Origin of the sequence: Algoriphagus confluentis, assembly GCF_036245625.1 — a bacterium.
GTDB lineage: Bacteria > Bacteroidota > Bacteroidia > Cytophagales > Cyclobacteriaceae > Algoriphagus > Algoriphagus confluentis.
On the sequence record NZ_BTPD01000003.1, the window covers coordinates 200730 to 224919 of the forward strand.

The window sequence follows — 24190 nt, forward strand, 5'->3', positions numbered from 1 at the left end:
GTTTATATTTTTTCAGTGAGAATGGATTGTTCTGCTTTTTTTCCTGCAGCATTGACTACATGGATAAGGGCCGCAAACCTGGGGTCATTGGCAAATCCCTGCTTGTGTCGCTTGTATATTTGCTGGGCAATTACACCCACCTTGAACAATCCAAAGACATAAAAGAAAAGCATGTTGCTCAGATCCAAAGGGCTTTTAATATCATAATAGTGGATTACCTCGGCACGGGTCATGTTTCCCGGAAGATGGGTAAGGTTAAACATTTTCAGGATATCCGGATCATCTTCCTGAGCCCAATAGGCTAAAGAAGTCCCCAAATCCATCAAAGGATCTCCGACTGTGGCCATTTCCCAATCTAACACAGCCTTGATTTCGGTCAATCTATCCCGATTGACTACCACATTGTCGTATTTGAAGTCATTGTGGATAAATCCCACATTTTCCTTTTCCGGTCTGTTGGATTTCATCCAATCCGCCACTTTTTCCATTTCTGGTAGATTATTCGTTTTTGCCCGGAAATATCGGTCAATCCAGCCCTCTACTTGCCTTTGGATATAGCCCTCAGGCTTCCCTAAATGGATCAGTCCTGAATTTTTTAGCTCTAAAAGGTGAAGTTCCAAGAGACAATCCACAGTGTTTTTGGATAAAAGTTCAAACTCTTCTGCAGAGGGAAGCATACCAGTGGGGTTTCTATTTCTTAAGACCAATCCATCAACAAACTCCATGATGAAAAAAGGGGCCCCGATGATGTCTTCATCCTCGAAAAGAAGAATAGGCTTGGGTGCTTTTGGGTACCCAGCTTTCTCCAATGCCACCAGGATATTGCATTCCCTGGCCATGTCATGAGCTTTGCTGATTTTTTCTCCGTAGGGAGGTCTTCTCATCGCAAATTTTCCTAAAGGGGTTTCGATCTGAAAAGTCAGATTGGAAAAGCCCCCTGCAATTTGGGTTATTCCGATTTCTTCCGGTTTCCAATAGAGCCGTTCCTGAAGATGCTTTTTCAGCTTGGAAAAATCTCTTGGGTTATCCATCGGCTTTTTTTTGATAAGACTTCAAAATACTCTTTGCCAAAGAGGATTTATGTACCTCGTCCGGACCATCGTAGATCCTCGCTCCTCGCTCGTGCCGATACCAAAACGATAACAGGGTGTCGTCGGTGATTCCCAAAGCTCCATGAACCTGTATGGATCGATCGATCACCTTCATCAAGACATCAGCAACAAAGAATTTGATGGTTGAAATATCTTCCCGAACCGCTTTTGCACCTAGCTCCTGCATTTTCTCGGCCGTGTCTAGTACCATCAACCGGCTTGCCTTGATCTCAGCCCGGCTTTCAGCGATCCAATTTTGGATGGTTTGTTTTTCTGAAAGTGGCTTTCCCATGTCCAATTCCCTAGTCATTGCCCTTCTGCACATCATATCAAAAGCACGCTCGGCAATTCCGATCCAACGCATGCAATGATGAATTCTTCCCGGACCGAGTCTTTCCTGTGCCAAGGCAAATCCTTGACCTTCCTCGCCGATCAAATTTGAAGCGGGAACCCGGCAATTTTCAAATTTCACCTCAGCATGGGAAAGGTAATCTTCGCCTGCCTCACCCATGATGGGGATATTCCTTATCAGTTTGAATCCGGGATTATTGAGAGGAACGATAATCATACTTGCCCGCTGATAGGGGGAAGGGGCCTCAGGATTGGTGACTGCCATCACAATGGTGAATCTGGCTCCATCTGCTGCTGTGGTAAACCATTTGTGTCCATTGATCAAATAATTATCTCCATCTCTTACAGCTGTAGTAGCCAAATGCACAGGATTACTTCCTGCCAATTGAGGCTCTGTCATGGCAAAACAGCTTCTGATTTGACCTTTTTGAAGTGGGACTAACCAGGTCTTTTTTTGTTCAGCTGAACCAAACATTTGAAGCAATTCCATATTGCCGATGTCTGGTGCTGCACAATTGAAGACATAATGCCCGATGGGACTTTGCCCCAAGATTTCAGACACCCTGGCAAACTGAACCAAATTCAAACCTACTCCTCCTTCTTCTTGAGAAAGGTGTGGAGCAAAAAGGCCCAAGGCTTTGGCTTCTTCCCGGAGAGTCTGAAGTTGGGGAAGGAAGGAGGTGAACGGACCTTTGACCGCTTCAAGGTCAATTGGAAATAGCTTTTTCTCCACAAAATCGCGATACTTTTCCAAAAGGCCGGAGAGTGCTGATGGAGCAATAGGGGAAAGACTAGATAGGCTCATTGCTTAAATCGTAAATCCTCCATCTGCTGTAAATACGCCTCCTGTGGTGTAGGAAGAGGCAGAAGAAGCCAAAAACAAAGCCATCGCTCCGATCTCTTCGCTGGTGCCTGCCCGCTTGATGGCAAGCTGCTTGATGATCATTTCCATGATTTTTTCATTGGACCAGAGGGCTTCTGAGAATTTGGTCTGAATCAGGCCAGGGCAGATGGCATTGACCCGGATTTTGGCATCACCCCATTCCTTGGCAAATACCTTGGTCAGGGAGATCAAGGCTGCTTTGGACACGGAATAGATGCCCAAGCCCTGCTCGGGAGAGATTCCTCCAATCGAGGAGATATTGATCACAGAGGCATGGGAGGATTTCCGAAGGTGCGGAAAGCAAAGTCTGCAGAGTTCAAAGGCTGCTTTGACATTGACATTCATGATCTTGTCGAAGGCCTCAAGACTGGTCTCATGAACCGGGCCAAAGACAGGATTGGAAGCGGCATTATTGACTAAGATGTCCAAGCCTCCGTAGATTTCAACCGTTTTTTCCACAAGTCCCGGGAGCTCGTTCATATTTCCGACGTTACAGGCCACTCCGGTAGCCTCATAGCCCTTGGCCCGGAGCTGGTTGGCAACTTCATCGAGTGCATCCTGCTTTCTGCTGCTGATAACGACTCTTGCTCCGGCCGCTGCGAATATTTCAGCGATGCCTAATCCTATACCTTTACTAGCTCCGGTAATGAGAGCGACTTTTCCGTTTAGAGAAAAAACAGATGATAAATCCATGCGTTTTGGGTTATATTACTCGCTTAAGATAAAAAAAATAAAAGTTTAAAAACTAAAACTAAGGGTTTCCAAATTCAAATCATCTCAAAATCAAAGACTATTTTAACTTATGAAAGAAATTATTTTCGATCAGCCCGGATTGCCTTTGGAGGTTCTCCAAATGAAAGAAAGTCCTATTCCAACTCCAAAAGCAGATGAAGTTTTGATCCGGGTCACTGCCCGAAACATCAATCCTTCCGATCTCATGTTTATTCAGGGGATGTATGGGATTACCCCCCGACTCCCGAGTAGTGCAGGATTTGAGGCCAGTGGAATAATAGAGATGGGAGATCAGGAAGGAAAAGTAAAGAAAGGCACCCGGGTGATGTTTACGGCCATTGGGACTTGGAGAGAATACCTTTGTCTTCCTGCTTCCCTTGTGATTCCTGTTCCGGAAGGGATGCCCGATGAAGTCGCCTGTCAAGCTTTTGTCAATCCGATGACGGCATTTGGGATGTTGGAAGAATCCGGGCTTCAGGAGGGGCAATGGTTGTTGATTACGGCTGGCGCATCGGCCTTTGGTAAATTTGCCATCCAAATGGCTAAGCAGAAAAAGATCAAAGTGGCAGCTACGGTACGAAATGATGCCCAGAAAGCAGTGCTGGAACAGCTGGGAGCTGATCTGGTAATCAATTCTGAAACAGAAAAAATCCAAAAAGTAATCCCGGAAAAAACGGATGGAGGAGTTCATGTCATATTTGATGCAGTAGGAGGGATGCTCGGAGCTAAAGCCCTAGCCGGTCTAAGGTCCAATGGAAAAATGATGGTTTTTGGAGCTTTAGCCCTGGAAAATATGCCGGTCAATAGTGGCTTGCTTATTTTCAAAAATCTCAGTATCAGTGGTTTTTGGCTGTCTACCTGGATAGAAGAAATGAGCGCAGAGCAGAGAATGAAGGCCTTTGGAAAAGTCTTTGGCTTCCTGATGCAAAATTCTTCCCAAATAGATGTAGCAGGGAAGTTTGACTTGAGTGAATTCAAAGCGGCAATAGAAGCCTATGGGACACCAGGCAGGAATGGCAAAATTCTTTTGGTAAGTGAATAATCTCCGATTCCTTCGGGTAAAAAACCAAGATTTCCGATCTTTGCCTTTCAATCATAACAAAGAATCTAAAAACGAAGCTTCATGAATTGGGAACAGCTGGATAAGCAACTTACCGAACTGGTCAAAAAAAGAAATCTACTCCATCAGATGGATTATAGCGATGAAAGCTATGATGATCTGGAGGAAGAACTGCACGATTTGGAGGATGATTTCAATGAAGCCTATGAAAGTGTATTAGAGCCTGAGCTGGAGAAGATTTACGCCAAATTGAAGTCCGATACGGATATTTTGCTGCCAACTGCCTATTTGGCCAATCATTATAAAGAAATGCTTCCAGATGCATCTGGGGTGGTTACCTACGAAGTAAGTGGATCAGAAGGTGTCCCGATCGAATCCGATCAATTGGGAAAAGTAGACATGAGAATCGTCTTGGTGCCCAATCCGGCCCGATTTGTACTATTGGTCAATGGACATCAACTGAAAGAGCTCTGGAAAAGCAGGTAGAAAGAAAAAGTCTGTCTCGGAATTACGGGACAGACTTTCTTTTAAAATAAGCTGGCTTGAACTACTTGGGGCTTGGAGGCTTGAATCGTTCCCCTTAGCATATCCTGCATCAATCGGATGCAGCCTGGCTTCCAGGCATCCGGACTGACCTTGGTTTCTTTTCCTTCGTATTCGATCGGCCCCACCATTTTTTCATAGCCGATCAGCATACCCCATATCATGTAGAAGGTGATCTCCGGCTGCAACTCTGGACGAATACTGCCATCTTTGATTCCTTGCGAAATCATCTGTATTCCCATTCTTACCGGCTCATGATGCACCTCCAAAAGCTTGTGAAAGTGGATGGAATCCAAGATCAGAGGATCAATTTCTTTCCTCAGACTGGCATGGTTGTATTTTCTAAGCACATCCAGAAAATTGAGGATTGCTTGATAATAAACGGGGTGATTTTTTGAGAATAGGATGACTTTTTCAGCCAAATCAGTGATCATTTCCAAACCATTCTTGCCTTTGGTTCTCAGCACTTCCCGGAATTCTTCCCGGAATTGGTCAAAAGCTTTTTTGGTCAGAGCCATGAAGAGATCTTCTTTGTTTTTGTAATAAAAGTAGGTCAGCCCCTTAGAGATGCCCGCTTTTTTGGCTACATCTTCCATTCGGGTTGCTGAATATCCTTTGGTGGTAAAAAGGGCAACCGCTGAGTCGAGGATGAGTTTTTCTTTGTTTTTTTCTCCGGCCATGAGTTAAAAATATTGAGTCAAAAAGGAGTTCAAAGATATTAAATTCGGGTCAATAATTGTAGGCGATCGTTGAAGCAAAGGAATAAAAAAAGGCCTAAGAGCATTCATTTAGGCCCTTTCTCTTGAATTCCAAGGGCTTACTTTACTTCCAGGATGAAGTAGTTCTTTTTTCCTTTTTGAATCAACAAATATTTTCCTTGTAGCAAATCAAAGTTCAAGGCCCCATTAGGATCATTGACTTTTTCTTTATTTATACTCAGTCCACCTCCCTGAATCATTTTTCTTGCTTCTCCTTTGGATGGGAAAATCTGACCTTGAGTTTTTTCACCGAAAAGCTCCAACACTTGGTCAATTTCAGCGTAGTCTGAAGACGAAAGTTGAACTTGGGGAACTCCTTCGAAAACGGCCAAAAAGGTTCGCTCATCCAGAGAGGCCAAGTCCTTGGTAGAGGATTTCCCAAAGAGTATTTCTGACGCCTTCACTGCCATTTCGTAGTCCTCAGGACTGTGCACCATTGTGGTGACCTGCTTGGCTATTTCTTTTTGAAGCAAGCGCAGGTGAGGTGCTTGGGCATGCTGGGTCTCGAGCGCTTCTATTTCCTCTTTGGACAAAGTGGTAAATATCCGGATGTACTTGGAAGCATCTTCGTCAGATACATTCAGCCAAAACTGGTAGAAAGCATATGGAGAGGTTTTTTCCGGATCCAGCCAAACAGACCCACTTTCAGTTTTTCCAAACTTGGATCCATCGGCCTTGGTGATCAAAGGGACTGTCAAGGCATAGGCACTTCCACCGCCCATTCTGCGGATAAGTTCGGTACCCGTCACAATATTTCCCCATTGGTCCGAACCTCCGAGTTGCACGGTGCAATTCTTGTTTTTCCAGAGATGATAGAAGTCGTAGCCTTGGATCAATTGATAGCTGAATTCGGTAAAGGAAAGCCCGCTCCCGTCTTCCAGTCGTCTTTTGACACTATCTTTGGACATCATGTAGTTGACTGTGATGTGCTTTCCGACATCCCGGATAAATTCCAAAAAGGAAAATTGAGATATCCAGTCGTAATTATTGACCAGTTCGGCCTTGTTGGCTGAGTCTCCTGAAAAGTCCAAGAACTTGGAAAGTTGGTTTTGGATGCAGGCTACGTTTTGATCCAAGGTAGCTTTGTCCAATAAGTTTCTTTCGGCTGATTTGAAAGAGGGGTCACCGATCATCCCCGTAGCACCCCCCACTAGGGCAAATGGCTTGTGTCCGGATCTTTGAAAGTGAAGCAGCGTCATTACCCCTACCAAATGACCGATATGAAGGGAATCTGCGGTGGGGTCAAATCCCAGATAGGCAGAGGCCATGCCTTTGTCCAAATGCTCTGCCAGTTCAGGAGTCATATCCTGTACCATTCCTCTCCATTTCAGTTCTTCAATAAATGAATTCATTCTTTTGGGGTCTTTTTTACAATGGCGCAAATATAGGGTCTCTTAAGGAATATGGAAGGCTGCCCATTAAATTCGCTCTGCAAATCCCATCAGTATTCTATGCAACAGGATTGAAAAAAACTTGAATTAGATCCAAGAGAAAAGTGCTTATTTTGAAGAATTCGAAATGATTTAACTATGAGAAAACTCTTCAAAGTCCTTGTTTTTGGCTTGTTTTTGATTTTATCCGATGCAGCCTTCGCTCAGACTTCTCCACTATGGCTTCGATATCCTTCTATTTCACCCGACGGAGAGCAGATAGCATTTACTTACAAAGGCGATCTTTATTTGGTGCCGAGTTCTGGCGGAAAAGCAACACAGCTTACTTTTCACGAAGCGCATGATTTCAAGCCAGTATGGTCTAAGGATGGAAAACAGATTGCCTTTGCTTCCGATCGGTATGGCAATTTTGATGTTTTTGTGATGGCTGCTGATGGTGGGGAAGCCACCAGACTGACTTATCATTCCCATGATGAGCAACCTTTTGACTTCAGTGCGGACAATGAAAAGGTAATTTTTGGTGCATCCAGATTGGACATTGCCTCGCATAGACAGTATCCTACCGGTTCTCAGCCTGAACTATATCAAGTAAGTAAAAAGGGAGGCCGTGTAGACCAGATTTGGACTTTGCCTGCCGAATATGTTCAGGCCTCCAAAGATGGATCCAAGATGATCTATCAGGATAAGAAGGGTGGAGAAAATGAATGGAGAAAGCATCACCAGTCCGGAATCGCAAGGGATATATGGATGTATGATGGAGCTACCAATACCCATCAAATGCTGACTTCTTTCTATGGAGAAGACCGTAATCCGGTATTTTCTCCAGATGAAAATGAGATATTTTATCTCAGTGAAGCCTCTGGCAGTTTCAATGTATTCAGTATGGCTCTTGACAATCCCAGTCAAAGTTCAGCGCTTACCAACTTTTCCAATTTTCCAGTTCGCTTCCTTTCGATAGCCCAAAATGGTTTGATGAGTTTCAGCTTTGATGGTGAGCTCTACACCCTGAGAAAAGGTGAACAGCCTAAGAAACTTGAAATTTCCCTGGCTACTCAGGCGATTTCTAATTTGGATCAATACATTTCTATCAACGGGGGAGTTCAGGAAATGGTGGTCTCGCCCGATGGTAAGGAAATCGCCTTTATTGCCCGAGGTGAAGTGTTTGTGACGGCAGTAGATGGCTCCATGACCAAAAGAATCACACAAACTCCTGAGCAGGAGCGGTTTCTGGAGTTTGCCCCAGATGGGAAGTCTTTAGTCTATGCATCAGAAAGAGAAGGGAAGTGGCAGATTTTTAAGAGCTCCAAAGTACGGGCTGAAGAACCTTTCTTTTTTGCTTCAACCCTGATCAAGGAAGAGCCTTTGATTAGTTTGGATACTGATGTCTATTTGCCAAAATTCTCTCCAGATGGAAAGAAATTGGCTTATGTTGAGGGAAGAAGAAGCTTGAAAGTGATGGATTTGACCACCAAATCCACTGTGACTTTGATGGGACCAGATTTGCTTTTCCACATGCGAGATGGAGACCAATATTTTACCTGGAGTCCGGATAGTCGATGGCTTTTGGCGAGCTATCGTCCTACCATGACCAATTCTGAAGTGGTTCTGCTTGATGCTTCCGGAAAAGAAAAGATGCGAAATCTGACCTTGAGTGGCTATTCGGATGACAATGCCAAGTGGATAGGGGACGGAAAGCAGGTCATTTGGTTTTCCAATAAAGATGGTCTGAGGAGTTATGCTACGAGCGGTAGAATGGAAGAAGATGTATATACGCTATTCTTTGATCAGGCATCTTGGGACAAATTCCGATTGAGCAAAGAAGAATTTGACTTGCTCAAGGAAATGGAAAAATCAAAGAAATCTGAAAATGGAGAAGAGAAAAAAGAGGATAAGTCAAAGGCAAAAGAAGCAGAACCTATTTCTTTCAATTGGGATGGATTTGAGGATCGAAAGGCCCGTTTGACTATTCATTCCTCCTCTATGGGAGATGCAGTGCTTTCTAAGGATGGAGAAAAGCTTTTTTACCTAGCTCGATTTGAAAAAGGCATGGATCTCTGGTCCACCAATCTGAGGACCAAAGAAACCAAATTGGAGATAAAACTCGATGCCAATTCCGGTAGGCTGGAATGGGATAAAGACCAAAAAAACCTCTTTTTGCTGGCAGGCGGATCAATCTCAAAAATTAATCCGGAAGGGATGAAAAGAGAATCCATCAAAATCTCCGGGGAAATGACTTTTGATAAAAATGCGGAAACGGCTCATTTGTTTGAGCATGTTTGGCTGAGAACAAAGGGGATGTTTTACACTCCGGATATGCATGGTGTAGATTGGGATGCTATTCTTCCAGAATACAGAAAATACCTTCCGCACATTGGAAATGGATATGAAATGGCTGAAATGCTTTCTGAAATGCTGGGTGAGTTAAATGTCTCCCATGCTGGAGCGAGATATTCCAGGACCGTACCCATGGAGGATGCTACCGCATCTTTAGGGATATTCTTTGATTATGGGTTTGAGGGAAATGGCTTAAAAATTACTGAGGTCATTAAAGGAGGTCCTTTGGATAAGGCAGACATTCCAATCAGTGCAGGGATGATTATCGAAAGAGTAGATGGTGAGTTGATCAGTCGGGATTTGGACTATGCCAAAATGCTCAACCGAAAGTCGGACAAGTTTACTTTGATTGAGGTGTTGGATCCGGCCAATGGGACGAGAAGTCAATATACAGTGAAGCCGATTTCCCTAGGAGCTGAAGGACAGTTGTTATATAAAAGATGGGTAAGAAAAAATCAGGAAGAGGTGGAGAAGTTGAGTGGTGGCAAGCTGGGATACGTGCATATTCCAGGGATGAGTGATGGGCCTTATCGAAATGTATTTGATGAGATGATGGGTAAGTATTATGAAAAAGAGGCAGTCATCGTGGACACCCGATTTAATGGAGGAGGAGATTTGGTGGCAGATTTGGCGATGTTTTTTACTGGAGAAAGCTTCTTAACTTATGCTACTGAAGATAAGCTGGTGGGAGGAGAGCCGACTTCTCGATGGACCAAGCCTACTTTGGCTATGTTTAATGAAGCCAATTATTCGGATGGTCACTGTTTTGCCTGTGGATATACGGATTTGAAGATCGGAAAAACGGTGGGTATGCCTACTCCGGGGACTTGCAGTTTTGCGGGATGGGAAATGCTACCCAACGGAGTGCGATGGGGAGCGGTTCCGATTTCTACCAAGGACAAGTCCGGAGACTGGCTGGAAAATAAGGAGACCAAGCCCCAGTTTGAAGTGAAGAATATGCCCGGCAAAATCGATCGGGGAATCGATCAACAGTTGGAAAAAGCAGTGGAAGAGCTGTTAAAAGAAGTCAATTGAACAGAAAAAGACCCGGTCAGAATTCTGATCGGGTCTTTTTAATGCTTATCCACAAGAAGTATTTACTGGTATTGCTTGGAGTTCAGTGATTCGTCATTCTTGAAAAACTGAGTCAATTTTGCAAAAGAGCTATCGAAGTATCCTTCTAGCATTCTTTTGATGATGAATGTTCGGTACTCATCTTTTGATACAATAGGAAAATACTCATGGCTTTTGCCATAGGATTTGTGACTGACAAAGCCTTTTCTTTCCAGAATCCTAACGATCGTAGAAACTGTGTTGTAAGCTGGCTTAGGCTCAGTCATGGGTGAAAGGATATCTTTAACGAAGCCTCGCTCAATATCCCAGAGGATCTGCATAATTTCCTCTTCTGCTCTGGTTAATGGTTTCATATATGTTAAGTTTTAATGTGATAGAAAATTAGAGCTTTAGTTTCTCAAATGCAAAAAAAAATTCTTAATAGTATTAGTATTTAGTTGAAATTTTTATAAAATACTGATATTCAGCAGAATAAATTTTTAAAAAAAATAGCCTTTTTTTTAAAAGGCTACTTAATCAAGGGCTTTACACAGTCTTTAACTTGATGATGCCCGTACTGTGGAGCAGCTTTACGATGGGGTAAGTAGGATCAAATTCGTACCACTTCACCGCAAAATTGGGTCTGTTGGGTAGTTTGTGGTGGTTGTTTTGGAAAAGCTCACCCAGCATCAATACATCCAGAAGAAGGCTGTTTTTCGATTTGTCGTTGTTGTCAAAGTTCGCATACCCATATTTGTGCCCGCTCCAGTTTACAATGGCTCCATGTACCGGTCCCATCAAAAAATGGATAGGCAATAAGAAATACATCCACCAGTGTGTCCCGGGCAATTCAAAGACAGAAATACATAAGACATAGATCAAAACGTATAGTAAGCCCCAACCTACTCTTACAGCCATACTGTCGGCAAATCTATCAAAGGCATTCCAGTCTGGAATATCTTTGGAGAACCGTTCTTCAGGCTTCAGTCTGAAGCTGAAGTAATCGTTGTAAATATTTTTTGTTTTCCACATCATGGTAAACAGGTTTTCTGTATGATGAGGGCTGTGGGGATCCTTGGGGGTATCCGAATAGGCATGATGCATGCGGTGAAGGATGGCATAGGCTCTGGGAGAAAGGTAAGAGCTGCCTTGCCAAATCCACGTAAAGAAGTAAAAGAACTTTTCCCAATACTTATTCATCACAAACATTTGATGAGCAGCATAGCGATGGAGGAAGAAACTCTGGCAAAACAAAGAGAAATACCAGTGAAGTAGGAAGAAGATAATAATAATCACTCGGGTTACTTTTAGATTTAGATGACAAATATAACAGGCAGGATTTTATTTATCCCGAACAAGTTTAACTTGTCACTCGATGAAATGATCTGATTTTAATCAGTTTTTTTTCGATAAATTTTCTGAACCTATCTTCAAGCTTATGGAACAAACCAATAAACCAACCTCTATCCTTACCAAAATACTGGTAGGTGGGATTTCCGTATTGATTGCCGATCTATTGCTTAGTGGAACTCAACTTGACTCTTGGGTGACTGGATTTATCCTTGCAGGTGTGATCATATTAATCAATTTCACCATCAAGCCCATCCTGATTATCCTGACCCTTCCTGTTACTCTATTGACTTTCGGGCTGTTTCTTTTGGTCATCAATGCCGCTGTCGTCTTGATTGCTGCATATTTTATTCCCGGATTTACAGTGGATGGATTTTGGTGGGCTTTGGGATTTGCGATTGTCCTGAGCATTATTAACGGTATTTTTGGAATAAGTTTTAATTTCTGAGTGCTACCGTTCGGTCACCTTGGCGGATGTAGGTGATTTCCTCTCCAAGGGTGGTTTTATATTTAACTGGGGCTTGGGGATGGGGATCGACCCACACCAGGAGCAAAGTGATTTCCTCTTCTTCAGCGTTTTCGGGAAAATCGGGGTTAGTCATCTTGATTTCATGATGGCTAATTTTGACCTGTGGCAGGCAGTGGATTTGGTTGGCGGCATCGATCATGTATTTCTCTTCTTCAGGATCAATGCCCCGGATTTGTCTTTTATCAGTCACACCGATTACTAGAAATCCCCCAATGGTATTTGCAAAAGCAACTAGAGTTTTGGCTATTTTTTCTTTGGACGTGATTTTGTTTTTGAAATCCAGGGACTTACCTTCTTTTTGTTTGATTAAATTTTTAACAAAATCTTCATCAAATTTTGTTGGATTCATTTTATTCCTTTATTTTCTTTTTGATTAGATAACAAGACCAATTCGATTAAGTCAAGGCTCACCCAAAGAAAAACTAAAATTTTTACTTTATGCATTTTGAAAACCCTGGGTTTGATCCCCAAAACATTGAAAAGTTAGAAAAAGAACTTTCGCGAGCAGGAAAAAATCACAAGATCATTCCTGATGATGGAAACTCTGAAGAGTTTGTTAATTTTTGGTTCATTGGAATGTTTGAAGGGAAAAAAGTGATCTATGATGCTGCTTTATATACCTTAAGGCTTCATCATTCCAGTGAGGTATATGAATTGGCTGAGCACGAAGCAGCTAAAAAATTTCCCAACTTCAAAGGCATCAACTACGAAGAAGACGAAGAAGGAAATCTTAAGCCTTTATCCAGTGAAGAAGAAGAAATCGGGTGGTTTATAACCGAAATCATCATGGAACTGGAGGAGGAAGAATCAGTCAAAGTTCAGGAGTTTATCGATTTGGACACAAATCATGACTATGGAATCGGATTGGATGCAGCCTTAAACGTAGATGAGATCAATGAAAAAGTGATATCTAAATTCGTGACAGAATTCAATGAGGACACCTTGGTCTTGGATGACACGATGTACTCATTCCAGACTGAAGAAGATGAGATTTAGAAGAATGGATTTTGAACAACCTCTTGAGACGCTGGTTACTAAATCAGCGTTTTTTTCATGCTCAAAATAGCTTGGTCACCCCTTTATTCCCATCCTCTACCTGAGGATCATCGATTTCCGATGGAAAAATATTCACTGCTTCCCGAGCAATTGCTCTATGAGGGGACAGTAAGTGAAGACAATTTTTTTGTTCCGGAGATGCTGGATGAAAAATGGATTCTCAATACTCATGATGAAGCTTATTTTACCAAACTCAAAAAACAAAACCTGAGTAAGGCCGAAATCAGAGCAACGGGGTTCCCTCTCAGTCCGCAACTTGTCGAGCGGGAGATTCAGATAGCAGGCGGTTCAGTCCAAGCGGCTTTGTTTGCCATGGAGTTTGGTATTGGGATGAATATAGCCGGAGGTACTCATCACGCCTTCACCGACAGAGGTGAAGGATTTTGTCTGCTAAACGACCTGGCAATCACAGCAAATTACCTGTTGGACCATGGGTATGCCCGCAAGATCCTGATCGTAGACTTGGATGTCCATCAAGGCAACGGGACTGCTGAGATTTTCAGAGCCAAATCCGAGGTATTCACCTTCAGTATGCACGGGGAGAAAAACTATCCCCATCGCAAAGAAAAATCGGATTTGGACGTGGGGCTCCCCGATGGAATCAAGGATACGGAATACCTCAGGATTTTAGAGAAAAATCTCGACCATATCCTGAGGAGATTTGTCCCGGATTTTATCCTGTATCAATCTGGGGTAGATGTATTGGAGACGGATAAATTGGGCAGACTTGGGCTTTCCCATGCAGGGATTCTACAGAGAGACAAGCTTGTCCTTTCTCTTGCCCAATCCATCCAAGTGCCGGTGATGTGCTGCATGGGTGGAGGCTACTCTGCTAGAATCAAAGATATCATCGACGCCCATGCACAGGTCTTTAGATTAGCCCAAGATTTGTTTTTCTGAGTCTTAACTCAATTTAACCTTCCTATTTTGACATGGTCCTTGATAAATCAATACTTTCTCTATATTTGCCGCCTGTTAACCATACCCTTAATCAAGTGAAAAGAGCGTTATTTATTGTCGGACTACTGAGTTTAACCTCGGTTTTCTTCTACTCCTGCAACCCAAATCCATCCACTGAAAGTGCTTCCGGTTCTTCTGAATCCACCTCAGCGTCAGGGGATTTGAAGGTGGCATTTGTTTACACTGACTCTGTAATTAACAAGTATGATTTTTTCAAAAAGAAGTCAGAAGAGATTACTGAAAAAGGCAAAAAGTTTGAAGGAGATCTGCAGTCCAGAGCGAGAGGTTTTGAGCAGGAAGTTGCTACTTTTCAGCAGACCGGTGGCAACATGACTCCTAATCAGCAGAGAGCCAAGCAGGAGGAATTAATGCAGAAAGAGCAAAACCTCATGACTTACAGAAATAATCTCATGCAAGAGCTTTCATCTGACGAATCTACGCTTTACAATGAAGTTTACGATCAGGTTCAGACTTATTTGAATGAGTATGCCAAAGAGCAAGGCTATGACGTGATTCTCAGCTATACCCGAGGTGGTGCGATGTGGTATGCATCCGAGGCCATGGACATCACGACTGCCGTGGTCGAAGGCTTGAATAAAAAATACAATCAAGGAGTCACCCCAGCACCCGCTGCCAAAAGCGACTCCTCGGCTACTAAGTAATCCTCAGCGAACAGCAATCAGGAACCCAGAAATTTTCTGGGTTTTTTTATGGGCAAAAATTGAATAATTTTGCAACACAATTGATCATTCCATCTTACTTGTAGACTGGGATGAAACAGCTCATTGCTTATTGGATTTACGCGGGCAGCAGTCTTGCCCAATTCCATACCTAATAATTAAAACATGAAAATTACTGAATTTTTAAAGCACAATTACAGACACTTCAATGCTGCAGCTTTGATTGATGCTGCAGAAGGCTATAAAACCCACCTGGATAAGGGAGGGAAAATGATGGTGACCCTTGCGGGGGCAATGTCCACGGCAGAGCTGGGCATTTCCCTGGCAGAAATGATCCGTCAGGATAAAGTGCAGATTATCTCCTGTACCGGAGCCAATTTGGAAGAAGATGTCTTCAATCTCGTGGCTCATGACTACTACGAAAGGGTCCCAAATTATAGAGAACTTTCTCCAGATCAGGAGCAAGAGCTATTGGAGCGGCACATGAACCGGGTGACAGATACCTGTATCCCTGAAATGGAAGCCATGAGAAGGATTGAAAACGTTATTCTGGAAGAATGGATGAGAGCTGATCAGGCCGGTGAGCGTTATTTCCCGCATGAATTTTTCTACAAAATCCTTCTATCCGGCAAGTTGGACGCCTCCTTCCAGATTGATCCTAAGGATTCCTGGTTGCTTGAAGCTGCAAAAAAGAACCTGCCTATCATCGTGCCGGGCTGGGAAGATTCTACCTTGGGGAACATGTATGCTGGCCATGTGATTTCAGGTGACGTGAAGAATGTTCACACGGTAAGGAGTGGAATCGAATACATGACTTTCTTGGCAGAATGGTACACCGTCAATGCCACTGAAGAAAGTACTGTTGGTTTTTTCCAAATTGGCGGGGGAATTGCAGGTGATTTCCCTATCTGTGTAGTGCCGATGTTGCATCAGGATTTGCAGCGAGGCAATGTGCCACTTTGGGGCTATTTCTGCCAAATCTCCGACTCGACCACTTCCTACGGATCTTACTCCGGAGCAGTGCCCAACGAAAAGATTACTTGGGGGAAACTGGGAATGAATACACCTAAGTACATTATTGAATCTGATGCAACGATCGTAGCTCCATTGGTATTTGCCATTGTGCTGGATCAATAATCATGAAAAAATCCTATATCAATCTCCTTAAAGCAAGCAGCCTGGTCTGTCTTGCTTTTTGCTTTTATTTTCCCATCCAGGCTCAGGACATCCGGTCGCTTTCAGGTGCCAATTCACCCAACGATGACTCAAACCCGGTTTGGATAGGCGATAACACCTTGCTTTTCACCCGGGCTTTTCATCCTCAGAATGTGGGTGGCGTCCAAGACCCCGGAGATATCTGGATGACGATCAAAAAGGCCACCGGAGAATGGGATGAGGCGGTTCATAGACCTGATTTAAGTACGGCAGGCTATGACTTGGCTTTGGGCTTGGAAGATTATCTGACTCTGTTGGTCTTGCGGACGGAATCCGGTCGAAACTCCATTCATCAATACACTAAATTTGGAAAAGATTGGAATTACCTTCGGGAGGTAAATTTTCCCTTTTTGGCCCAACTGAGCGGGCCAATCACGGGAAGGGTAGCATCTGGGGGGAATTTACTTTTTCTTTCAGGAAATACCTCCTCAGGGTTTGGTAACGAAGATCTATACCTAAGCCGGAAAACTGGTCCTGTCCAATGGTCTGATTTCGTTTCCTTGGGTCCTCAGGTCAATGGAAAAGGACAGGAGGTAAGCCCGTACTTTGATCCGGTCACTGGGAGACTTTATTTTTCCTCCAATTCTCATCCCGGGGCTTCGGGAAAAGACATCCTTATCAGTAAAAAAATGGGTGATTCCTGGGACAGCTGGTCAATTCCTGTGAAGTGGGAACAGATCAGTTCCAAAGGTTCTGATATTTCAGTTACCTTTTTGGAAGGAGAAGAGGTGGTGTGGTCCAGTACCTTAAGCAGTGATGGATATGCGGATTTGCTTACTTTTTCTGTTCCTGTTCCTTTGCTTATTCCGGAGGAATTTCCTGCCCCGGTTGAAGCAGCCACTATCAGAAATGAGGAAAGAAAAGATGCAGTAGGGAAGGTTTCTGATTCTTCCTTGGTAGCTATCACTTCTTCCGAAACTCCGAAGAAAACCGAAGCTGAGGACGGGGAGAATACCACCAATGAAGTGAAAAAGGCGGAAGTTCCTCTGGAATGGACCGTCTTGGACAATAAAACCAAGTTCCCTTTGGAGTTTCAATTAGAAGGACAAAAAGGAACTAACCTGGAAATTCTGGATCCAACCCTTTTGCTTTCCGAATTGGTAAATGATAAAATTACTGGTCTGAAAATCAGTGCCAAAGGTTATTTTCCAAAGTATTTGGGAATCAATGAGCTGCCTGAAAATGGACGAATTTTGGTCACGCTTATCAAAGCCGAAGCGGGTAGCATCGTCCTGCTGGACAAAGTGAATTTTAAACGTGGTACCTCAGAATTGGAAGAAGGGGAAACCGAGATCATCCTAGCTGACCTTGCTGTATTTTTGGTTGAAAATCCTGAAATCGTGCTCAGGATCAATGGACATACGGACAATGTAGGAGATCCGGGATTGAATAAGCAACTTTCTTTGGAAAGGGCAGGAAGTGTACGGGATTTCTTGGTTTCCAAAGGGGTAGAATTTGAAAACTTAAGAATTTCCGGATGGGGTGGGACAAGACCTATTGCCTCGAATGTGACTGAAGCAGGCCGGGCAAAAAACCGAAGAGTAGAATTGGTAGTCGAAAAATAAAAAAAAGGCGGTCTCATAAATCGTTTTGTTGTCAGAATGAGTACCTGAGAGACGGAATCTCGAAGTCGAAGCCTATTTCCAGTTATCTGGAACACATTTCGACTTCGCTCTATGTGACAAACTTTATTTTTGAGACAGCCTTTTTTTTCAAAGAGAATAACCCTCCCGATATGTTCTCCTGACAAATTGATTGGCTGGTTCAAAATTGGTAATCTTCATAGTGGGGCCATCCCATACTAGTTTGATTCCCCTTCCAGGGTAGTCAAACTGGGTGGTTGAGCCATCTCTTGGAATCCGATAATCGTAGCTTCTGATTGCCAGATTTCCCATCAATACGGATTCGGTAAGCGGACCAGCTACTGAAAATGGAGAACTCAGCTTTTTGTATTCCTCTGATCCATATCCTCCAATGCAAGCCTCTACCCAATTGTTGTAATGGCCACGATCACCTTCAGGAACCCGATATTCCGTTTGTGGTACGTTGACTTCCTGAGTTCTGCTGGTTGGGAGTAGTTTGGGATTGGCCCCATAAGTCGCGCACATCATTTTTCCTTCAGTGCCTTCGATAATTACTCCGTTTCCTCCGTCACCCATGATTTCATTGGGTTCCAACTCTTCGGGACGGGTAGGCTGAATTCCTCCGTCCATCCAATGAAATTCCAAATCAGGCTGTCCAGGCCGGTCAAATCTCAAGGTGATATGAGAAGAAGGAGGGCAGCTCTCCGGGAAATATCCTCTTTGGAATTCGCCTACATAGACAGAGCCAACGGAGCATTCAGCAGATTTGGGGTATCCCAATCCCAAAACTCTGAAGGGGGGCTCCATGATGTGACAGGCCATATCTCCCAAAGCCCCTGTGCCATAATCCCACCAACCTCTCCAATTGAATGGAACTAGATTACCCACGTAATCTTTATAAGGTGCAGTACCCAGCCAAAGATCCCAATCCAAATCCTCAGGAGGAGTGACCGGGGTCTCAGGCCATTGAATTCCCTGAGGCCATACAGGTCTGTTGGTCCAAGACCAGACTTTGGTAGCCTCTCCAATCAGCCCTGCCTTGTACCATTCCACCATTTGTCTGACTCCATCCCCTGAAGATCCCTGATTGCCCATTTGGGTTACAACCTTATAGTTCTCGGCAGCCTCAGTAAGCATCCGGGCTTCGTAGATATCATGGGTCATAGGCTTTTGTACGTAGACATGTTTGCCCATTTTCATAGCCATCATGGCCTGAACTGCATGCATATGGTCGGGAGTACTGATGGTCACCGCATCAATATTTTTCTCCTCTTTTTCGAGCATAATGCGATAATCTTTATAGTAAGGAGCCTTTGGATGAGCTTCCCTGGAGCGGGCAGCTCGGGTGTCATCCACGTCGCAAAGCGCAACCATATCCACTTTGCCACTTCTGAAAACTCCGCTCACATCATTGAATCCCATTCCACCGATTCCTATCCCTGCCACTCTCAGGCGATCACTGGGAGCCACATATCCAGGGCCACCCAAAACATGTCGTGGTACAATATAAAATCCGGCTAGAGCCAAGGATGAACTTTTGATAAAGTTTCTTCTTGAACTCTGTTCAGGTTTGTGGTTTTTATCTTTCATGGTCAAATGGTTAATAGGTTGTACTATTTTGGATTTCAGGTTTCAAGAAAAGGAATTTTTCTTAGAAATACCCGAGAATATCTTTCATTGGAGTGGGATTTTTATCAGAGTTTTCATCAAGTGCAAAAGAAGTCCAACAGAAAGTTCTCTTCCTCAATTCCTTCAATAATTTCATGAGCCCGACAGAGATTTATAAAAAAATAGACTAAGTTTCGGAAAATAACCATCTCATGAAAAAAATATTTACCTATTGTTCAATGGGGGTCTGCTTACTTTTCCTGGCCTGCAAGCCGGCGCCCAAACTCAGTGAATCCTCTTTGGTTCCGTATCCTCAAGAAATGAAGGACGGCAATGGGGTTTTTGAATTAAATGCGGAATCCGGGATTCATTTGATCGGCAGCAGTGAGCAGCTGACCGGGATTGGGGAGTATCTCGCCGAGCAACTCCGTCCTGCTACGGGTTTCGAAATCCCTGTGTCCTATGATGGTGGTGATATTCGTTTGGAACTCACGGAAGGAGAAAATCCTGAAGCTTATTCCCTAGTTATTGAAGAGAATCAAGTCTTGATTAATGCTGCAGGAGAGGCAGGTTTGTTTTATGGAGTTCAGTCCTTATTGCAGTTGTTTCCTCAAGAAATAGCCCATAAAAGTAAGCAAGTTCAATCTTGGGAAATCCCAACCGGGTCAATTAGTGACCAGCCCGCCTTTGGGTACAGAGGAGCCATGCTCGATGTAGCTAGGCATTTCATTTCCGTAGAAGATGTCAAGCATTATATTGATCAAATGGCTGTGTACAAGTTGAACTTTCTGCATTTGCACCTGACCGATGATCAGGGATGGAGAATCGAAATTAAATCCTGGCCTAAACTCACCGAGATTGGTGGCAGCACAGAAGTAGGAGGGGGAAAAGGAGGCTTTTACACGCAAGAAGAATATAAAGAGCTGGTATCCTATGCTGCTGATCGATTCATTACCATTGTCCCTGAGGTAGACATGCCCGGACATACTAATTCTGCCTTGGCCTCCTATGCCGAACTGAATCCGGGAGTAAACCTGCCAAACGGGAAACTGGATTCGGTAAATAAGCAGCCCTTGGACTATCAGATGCCGCTCAGAAATCCGCAAGCTTCCGAATTATATACCGGAATTGAAGTCGGCTGGAGTACGTTCGCTCCAAAACTTGAAATCACCTATGCTTTTGTCGACAGTGTAGTGCGGGAAATTGCCGAACTAACTCCCGGACCTTATTTTCACATAGGCGGTGATGAGTCTCACGTGACCGAAAAAGAAGATTATGTCTACTTTGTGGAACGAGTCCAGGATATTGTTTCCAAGTATGGGAAGACGAGCATTGGTTGGGATGAGATAGCCACTGCCAAACTCCTCCCGGGAAATGTAGCCCAGTTTTGGGCAAAGGAAGAAAATGCCAAGTTGGCGATCAATCAAGGCAATCAAATCCTGATGTCTCCTGCGACCAGAGCCTATCTTGACATGCAATACGACAGTACTTCCCGAATAGGACTACATTGGGCAGCTTACATTGAGCTCGAAGATGCTTACAGTTGGGATCCTTCCTCTTTTTCGGACAGTATTTCTAGCCAACATATCCTTGGCGTAGAAGCGCCCTTATGGACTGAAACGGTCACTAACAGAGGAGATATGGAATACCTTTCTTTTCCCCGACTTCCTGCTTTGGCAGAAGTGGCTTGGACCTCCAGCGACAGGCGTTCCTGGGAAGGATTCAAATCAAGAATTCAAAAGCATGGGGCCAGGTGGACGATTCAGGGAATCGGGTACTATCCTTCTCCCCAAGTGAATTGGGAAGGCAAATGAATTAACGCCTGATGAATATTTCATCGGGCTTTTTTATTCAATCCCTCCAAAGGCTTTGTTTTTGTACAAATTGGACCTATTATCGAGATCATTTTCGATTTGAAAGCAACTAGCACTAATTCATGGGAAATATAATTGTCGAATTCAGCAACTGGATTTGGGGAACGCCGATTTTGATCTTGCTATTGGGCGGAGGTACCTATTTTTTCATTCACTCTGGATTTGTTCCCTTCAGAAAAATGGGGCATGCCATTGGTCTGCTTAAAGGTAAGTATGACCATGAGCTTGCACCGGGTCAAATTACCTCCCGACAGGCACTTTCTGCAGCGATTGCTTCCACTGTTGGTCTGGGCAATATTTCCGGAGTGGCTATTGCGCTGAATATGGGAGGACCTGGAGCTATTTTTTGGATGTGGGTAGCTGCATTTGTAGGGATGGCTACCAAATTCTATACCTGTAGCTTGGCTATTATGTACAGAGGAAAAGATTCCCGGGGAAATATTCAAGGTGGGCCAATGTATGTGATAGAGGAGGGGATGGGAAAAAAATGGAAGTTTCTTTCCTATATCTTCAGTATCGCCGGTGTGATCGGTCTTTTGGCCATATTTCAAGCCAATCAATTAACGGCTGTCACTCAAGCTGTGCTTTTGGAGCCTGATACCCTGGAGGAAACAGTTAGAAATCGATGGGTTATTGGGATTATCATGATGTTGCTGACGGCAATGGTCATTTTGGGAGGCCTTAAGCGGATTGCAGCCGTTGCTTCCAAAATGGTGCCTTTCATGGTTGGTGTCTATTTTGCAACCGTATTGATCATTGTTGTTCAATATTTGGGTGATATTCCTTCAATTTTCAAATTGATTCTGGTCGATGCATTTACCGGAAATGCAGTGATGGGAGGTGCTGTTGGTTCTGTGATTATTGTTGGGGCTAGAAGGGCCGCTTTTTCCAATGAAGCGGGAATCGGAACGGCTCCCATGGTCCATGGCCAATCCCAAAATGACGAACCTATTCGAGAGGGCTTGATTGCCATGCTTGGTCCCTTTATCGATACAGTAGTGGTTTGTACCTTGACAGCCTTGGCGATTTTGCTGACCGGAGTATGGCAATCCACCGAAAATGACGGCGTAAAACTTACCTTGGCTGCATTTGAAATTGGTATTCCAGTCGTTGGCAAATATCTCCTTATGCTATCCGTTTTGGTTTTTGCCTTATCCACCATGTTTACTTATTCTTATTACGGACATAAGTGCACCAATTATTTGTTTGGAGCGGATAAAGCGGATTATTATAACTATTTCTACTTGATTACTATCGTCATCGGTGCTGTTGCTTCTTTGGAAGTGGTAGTCAGTTTGGTGGATGGGATGTATGCCGTCATGGCTTTTCCCAATATGATAGCGGCGATTTACTTGGCACCAAAGGTCAAAGTAGCCATGAAGGACTATTTTAAGAGGATGAATGCCAGGTCATGAGATTTCTCATTGCTCCCAATGCCTTCAAAGGAACTATCACAGCCCAGAGAGCGGCCCAATTGATTCAAAAAGCCATTGAAGAAGTATTTCCTGCATCCCAACTTGTGATCCAGCCAATCGCTGATGGAGGGGATGGTACCTGCCAGCTATTATTGGAATCCTTACACCTGGAGAAAGTATCCTTACCCGCCCTCAATGCGATTGGCCAACCATGTTTGGGTTTTTTTGGCTGGGATGAAAAAGAAAAAAAGGCCTTCTTGGACGTCTCCACCTGTTCGGGGCTGGGGGTTTTGGCAGATGAACAGAAAGACCCTTGGCTAGCTTCCACTTTTGGAACAGGTCTGATGATTCATGCTGCACAGGAAATGGGAGCAGAGAAGATCGTATTGGGACTGGGAGGCAGTGCCACTATGGATTTGGGAACCGGGATATTAGCTGCTTTGGGTTTTGAATTTCTGGATGAAAAAGGAAGAAATATTCCAATGTATTCCCCAGGATGGATGACTCAGGTCAAGCATATTCAGAGTTCTATACCCAAACCCAAACTTACTTTCACCTGCCTTTGTGATGTCCAAAACATGTTTTATGGACCGGAAGGAGCTATTTCTGTGTTTGGACCACAAAAAGGACTAAAACCAAAGGATAGGACGGAGTTTGAAAAAGCCGCCTCAGATTTTCATCAATTATTGGTATCAAAGGCAAGGAAAGAAAAGAGAGATAACCCGGGGTTTGGAGCCGCTGGTGGTATCGCCATGGGGCTTTCTTCCTTTTTTGATGTAATTATTGACTATGGAGCGGCTTATTTTTTTGAGCAAGTAAGGATGGAGGAAAAAATCCAATCCTCCGACTGGATTGTCACCGGTGAAGGGAAATATGATCAGCAAAGTACCCAAGGAAAAGGGTCCTTTGAACTGCTTCAGTTGGCCAAGAAGTACGGAAAACGAAGCGCATTGATTACTTCAGGAGGTTTGGGAGAGTCATCAGGTTTTGATTTGGTATTGAATCTTCCAGATCTGGATTTTAAAGCCGAAAACTTGGAGAAGGTGGCTGAATCAAGCTTGTTGAACGTGGTGAAAAGCGCTCTCCAATCCGGTGGCTTTGACTGATTACACTCTTCTATAATCCCCCTTCCAATTCTTTATGCTCTTTTTAATCTCTTTGGGAGAGAGGGACAGGTTGATCGCTTTTTCCAGTAAAGGAAGTAGCTCTTCGTCACTTGCAAACCTCAGCGCTATGATTTGTCCCAGTTTCAATTTCTTTTCTTTGGCGTAAAAAGGTTCTCCGGCAAGATGGAAATATCTCAGGCTCATTTCATTCAAAATAAGTCTGTTCTGAAGTTTGAGTGCATAAATTCTAGCTAAAAGCGGAAGGAGAACCAGCAATAAAGCTCCAGTCAGAAAATAGAAACTGGTAATGATTTCACCTTTAGAAGAGAATTCCACTCTTAAAATTGTCCATAAAAAGAACAGCAAGGAGAGAGGAGTAACGATAAAATGGTGAAAAGGAAAATATCGTGTATGATTTTTATAATTCTGAGTTTCCATAGAAGGGGAATAAAAAAAGGAGGTAGAAACCTCCTTTAACGTATCTTTTAATGATCAGCTTTCTTTTTCTTATCGAGAGTGCTTCTTGCATCCATCGCGGAAAGTCCGGCGCCCAAGCCAATAAGAATACACACAATGAGGAGGAACAACTGAGCCCCTGACATGAGTGGAGAGCTGAAA

22 protein-coding genes are annotated in these 24190 nt (G+C 43.7%); 12 read left to right on the forward strand and 10 right to left on the reverse strand.

The genetic code is table 11. The annotated features are described in order from the left end of the window. Positions 1-2: 2 nt before the first annotated feature. From AAA943_RS05585 to AAA943_RS05595, 3 genes are read right to left on the reverse strand one after another with little or no spacing between them, the layout of a single operon-like run. Entirely contained in the window at positions 3-1031 is a 1029-nt protein-coding gene (locus tag AAA943_RS05585) for a phosphotransferase family protein (protein ID WP_338223242.1), read from the reverse strand. Next, positions 1024-2247: an acyl-CoA dehydrogenase family protein gene (locus AAA943_RS05590; protein ID WP_338223243.1), complete on the reverse strand. Its 1224-nt coding sequence runs from the start codon at positions 2245-2247 to the stop codon at positions 1024-1026. The genes AAA943_RS05585 and AAA943_RS05590 overlap by 8 nt, the downstream gene beginning before the upstream one ends. A gap of 3 nt (positions 2248-2250) precedes the next feature. Then, positions 2251-3018 (reverse strand): SDR family NAD(P)-dependent oxidoreductase, encoded by a 768-nt coding sequence (locus tag AAA943_RS05595; RefSeq protein WP_338223244.1) that lies wholly within the window; start codon positions 3016-3018, stop codon positions 2251-2253. Between the two features lie 109 nt (positions 3019-3127). Between AAA943_RS05595 and AAA943_RS05600 the strand changes: the two genes are divergently transcribed. Together AAA943_RS05600 and AAA943_RS05605 are read left to right on the forward strand one after the other, a co-directional pair. Beyond that, complete coding sequence (locus AAA943_RS05600) at positions 3128-4099, forward strand: zinc-dependent alcohol dehydrogenase family protein (RefSeq protein ID WP_338223245.1); 972 nt, start codon at positions 3128-3130, stop codon at positions 4097-4099. Between the two features lie 81 nt (positions 4100-4180). Continuing rightward, the gene (locus AAA943_RS05605) at positions 4181-4603 is read left to right on the forward strand and encodes a hypothetical protein (RefSeq protein WP_338223246.1); all 423 of its coding nucleotides are present in this window, start codon (positions 4181-4183) and stop codon (positions 4601-4603) included. Positions 4604-4644: 41 nt separating this feature from the next. Here the strand turns inward: AAA943_RS05605 and AAA943_RS05610 are convergent, their stop codons facing one another. Beyond that, positions 4645-5340: a TetR/AcrR family transcriptional regulator gene (locus AAA943_RS05610; RefSeq protein WP_338223247.1), complete on the reverse strand. Its 696-nt coding sequence runs from the start codon at positions 5338-5340 to the stop codon at positions 4645-4647. Between the two features lie 137 nt (positions 5341-5477). Next, positions 5478-6770, reverse strand: a complete 1293-nt coding sequence (tyrS, locus tag AAA943_RS05615; protein ID WP_338223248.1) for a tyrosine--tRNA ligase — start codon at positions 6768-6770, stop codon at positions 5478-5480. A 177-nt stretch (positions 6771-6947) separates the two neighbouring features. Between tyrS and AAA943_RS05620 the strand changes: the two genes are divergently transcribed. After that, complete coding sequence (locus tag AAA943_RS05620; protein WP_338223249.1) at positions 6948-10178, forward strand: S41 family peptidase; 3231 nt, start codon at positions 6948-6950, stop codon at positions 10176-10178. A gap of 62 nt (positions 10179-10240) precedes the next feature. Here AAA943_RS05620 and AAA943_RS05625 read toward each other — a convergent pair whose 3' ends face one another. Continuing rightward, positions 10241-10570, reverse strand: coding sequence for a BlaI/MecI/CopY family transcriptional regulator (locus AAA943_RS05625; RefSeq protein WP_338223250.1), 330 nt, complete (start codon positions 10568-10570; stop codon positions 10241-10243). A 172-nt stretch (positions 10571-10742) separates the two neighbouring features. Beyond that, the gene (locus AAA943_RS05630; protein WP_338223251.1) at positions 10743-11492 is read right to left on the reverse strand and encodes an acyl-CoA desaturase; all 750 of its coding nucleotides are present in this window, start codon (positions 11490-11492) and stop codon (positions 10743-10745) included. Positions 11493-11634: 142 nt separating this feature from the next. Between AAA943_RS05630 and AAA943_RS05635 the strand changes: the two genes are divergently transcribed. Beyond that, positions 11635-11994 carry a phage holin family protein gene (locus AAA943_RS05635; RefSeq protein WP_338223252.1) on the forward strand — a complete coding sequence of 120 codons (360 nt, stop codon included), beginning with the start codon at positions 11635-11637 and terminating at the stop codon, positions 11992-11994. Here AAA943_RS05635 and AAA943_RS05640 read toward each other — a convergent pair. Next, complete coding sequence (locus tag AAA943_RS05640) at positions 11984-12424, reverse strand: AlbA family DNA-binding domain-containing protein (protein WP_338223253.1); 441 nt, start codon at positions 12422-12424, stop codon at positions 11984-11986. The two genes, AAA943_RS05635 and AAA943_RS05640, sit on opposite strands and share 11 nt — an antisense overlap. An 89-nt stretch (positions 12425-12513) precedes the next feature. Here AAA943_RS05640 and AAA943_RS05645 point away from each other — a divergent pair, with 89 nt between their 5' ends. The 5 genes from AAA943_RS05645 to AAA943_RS05665 all read left to right on the forward strand — a co-directional run bounded on the left by AAA943_RS05645 (position 12514) and on the right by AAA943_RS05665 (position 17551). Next, a complete protein-coding gene (locus AAA943_RS05645) occupies positions 12514-13071 on the forward strand; it encodes a uroporphyrinogen-III synthase (RefSeq protein ID WP_338223254.1) in 558 nt (185 codons plus the stop codon). A 57-nt stretch (positions 13072-13128) separates the two neighbouring features. Further along, positions 13129-14031 (forward strand): histone deacetylase family protein, encoded by a 903-nt coding sequence (locus AAA943_RS05650; protein ID WP_338223255.1) that lies wholly within the window; start codon positions 13129-13131, stop codon positions 14029-14031. 95 nt (positions 14032-14126) lie between these two features. Then, entirely contained in the window at positions 14127-14753 is a 627-nt protein-coding gene (locus tag AAA943_RS05655) for an OmpH/Skp family outer membrane protein (protein WP_338223256.1), read from the forward strand. A gap of 183 nt (positions 14754-14936) precedes the next feature. After that, positions 14937-15908 carry a deoxyhypusine synthase family protein gene (locus AAA943_RS05660; RefSeq protein ID WP_338223257.1) on the forward strand — a complete coding sequence of 324 codons (972 nt, stop codon included), beginning with the start codon at positions 14937-14939 and terminating at the stop codon, positions 15906-15908. Between the two features lie 2 nt (positions 15909-15910). Beyond that, a complete protein-coding gene (locus AAA943_RS05665; protein ID WP_338223258.1) occupies positions 15911-17551 on the forward strand; it encodes an OmpA family protein in 1641 nt (546 codons plus the stop codon). A 147-nt stretch (positions 17552-17698) separates the two neighbouring features. On the opposite strand, the gene AAA943_RS05670 is transcribed toward AAA943_RS05665, so the two are convergent. Further along, entirely contained in the window at positions 17699-19159 is a 1461-nt protein-coding gene (locus tag AAA943_RS05670; protein WP_338223259.1) for a Gfo/Idh/MocA family protein, read from the reverse strand. Between the two features lie 230 nt (positions 19160-19389). Between AAA943_RS05670 and AAA943_RS05675 the strand changes: the two genes are divergently transcribed. The 3 genes from AAA943_RS05675 (at position 19390) to AAA943_RS05685 (ending at position 23572) form a co-directional block, all read left to right on the forward strand. Next, positions 19390-20991, forward strand: a complete 1602-nt coding sequence (locus AAA943_RS05675; RefSeq protein WP_338223260.1) for a beta-N-acetylhexosaminidase — start codon at positions 19390-19392, stop codon at positions 20989-20991. 122 nt (positions 20992-21113) lie between these two features. Then, on the forward strand, positions 21114-22466 hold the full coding sequence (locus AAA943_RS05680) for an alanine/glycine:cation symporter family protein (protein WP_338223261.1): 1353 nt from the start codon (positions 21114-21116) through the stop codon (positions 22464-22466). Continuing rightward, positions 22463-23572, forward strand: coding sequence for a glycerate kinase (locus AAA943_RS05685; RefSeq protein ID WP_338223262.1), 1110 nt, complete (start codon positions 22463-22465; stop codon positions 23570-23572). The genes AAA943_RS05680 and AAA943_RS05685 overlap by 4 nt, the downstream gene beginning before the upstream one ends. Here the strand turns inward: AAA943_RS05685 and AAA943_RS05690 are convergent, their stop codons facing one another. After that, entirely contained in the window at positions 23573-24010 is a 438-nt protein-coding gene (locus AAA943_RS05690) for a DUF6526 family protein (RefSeq protein ID WP_338223263.1), read from the reverse strand. Positions 24011-24190: the final 180 nt, after the last annotated feature.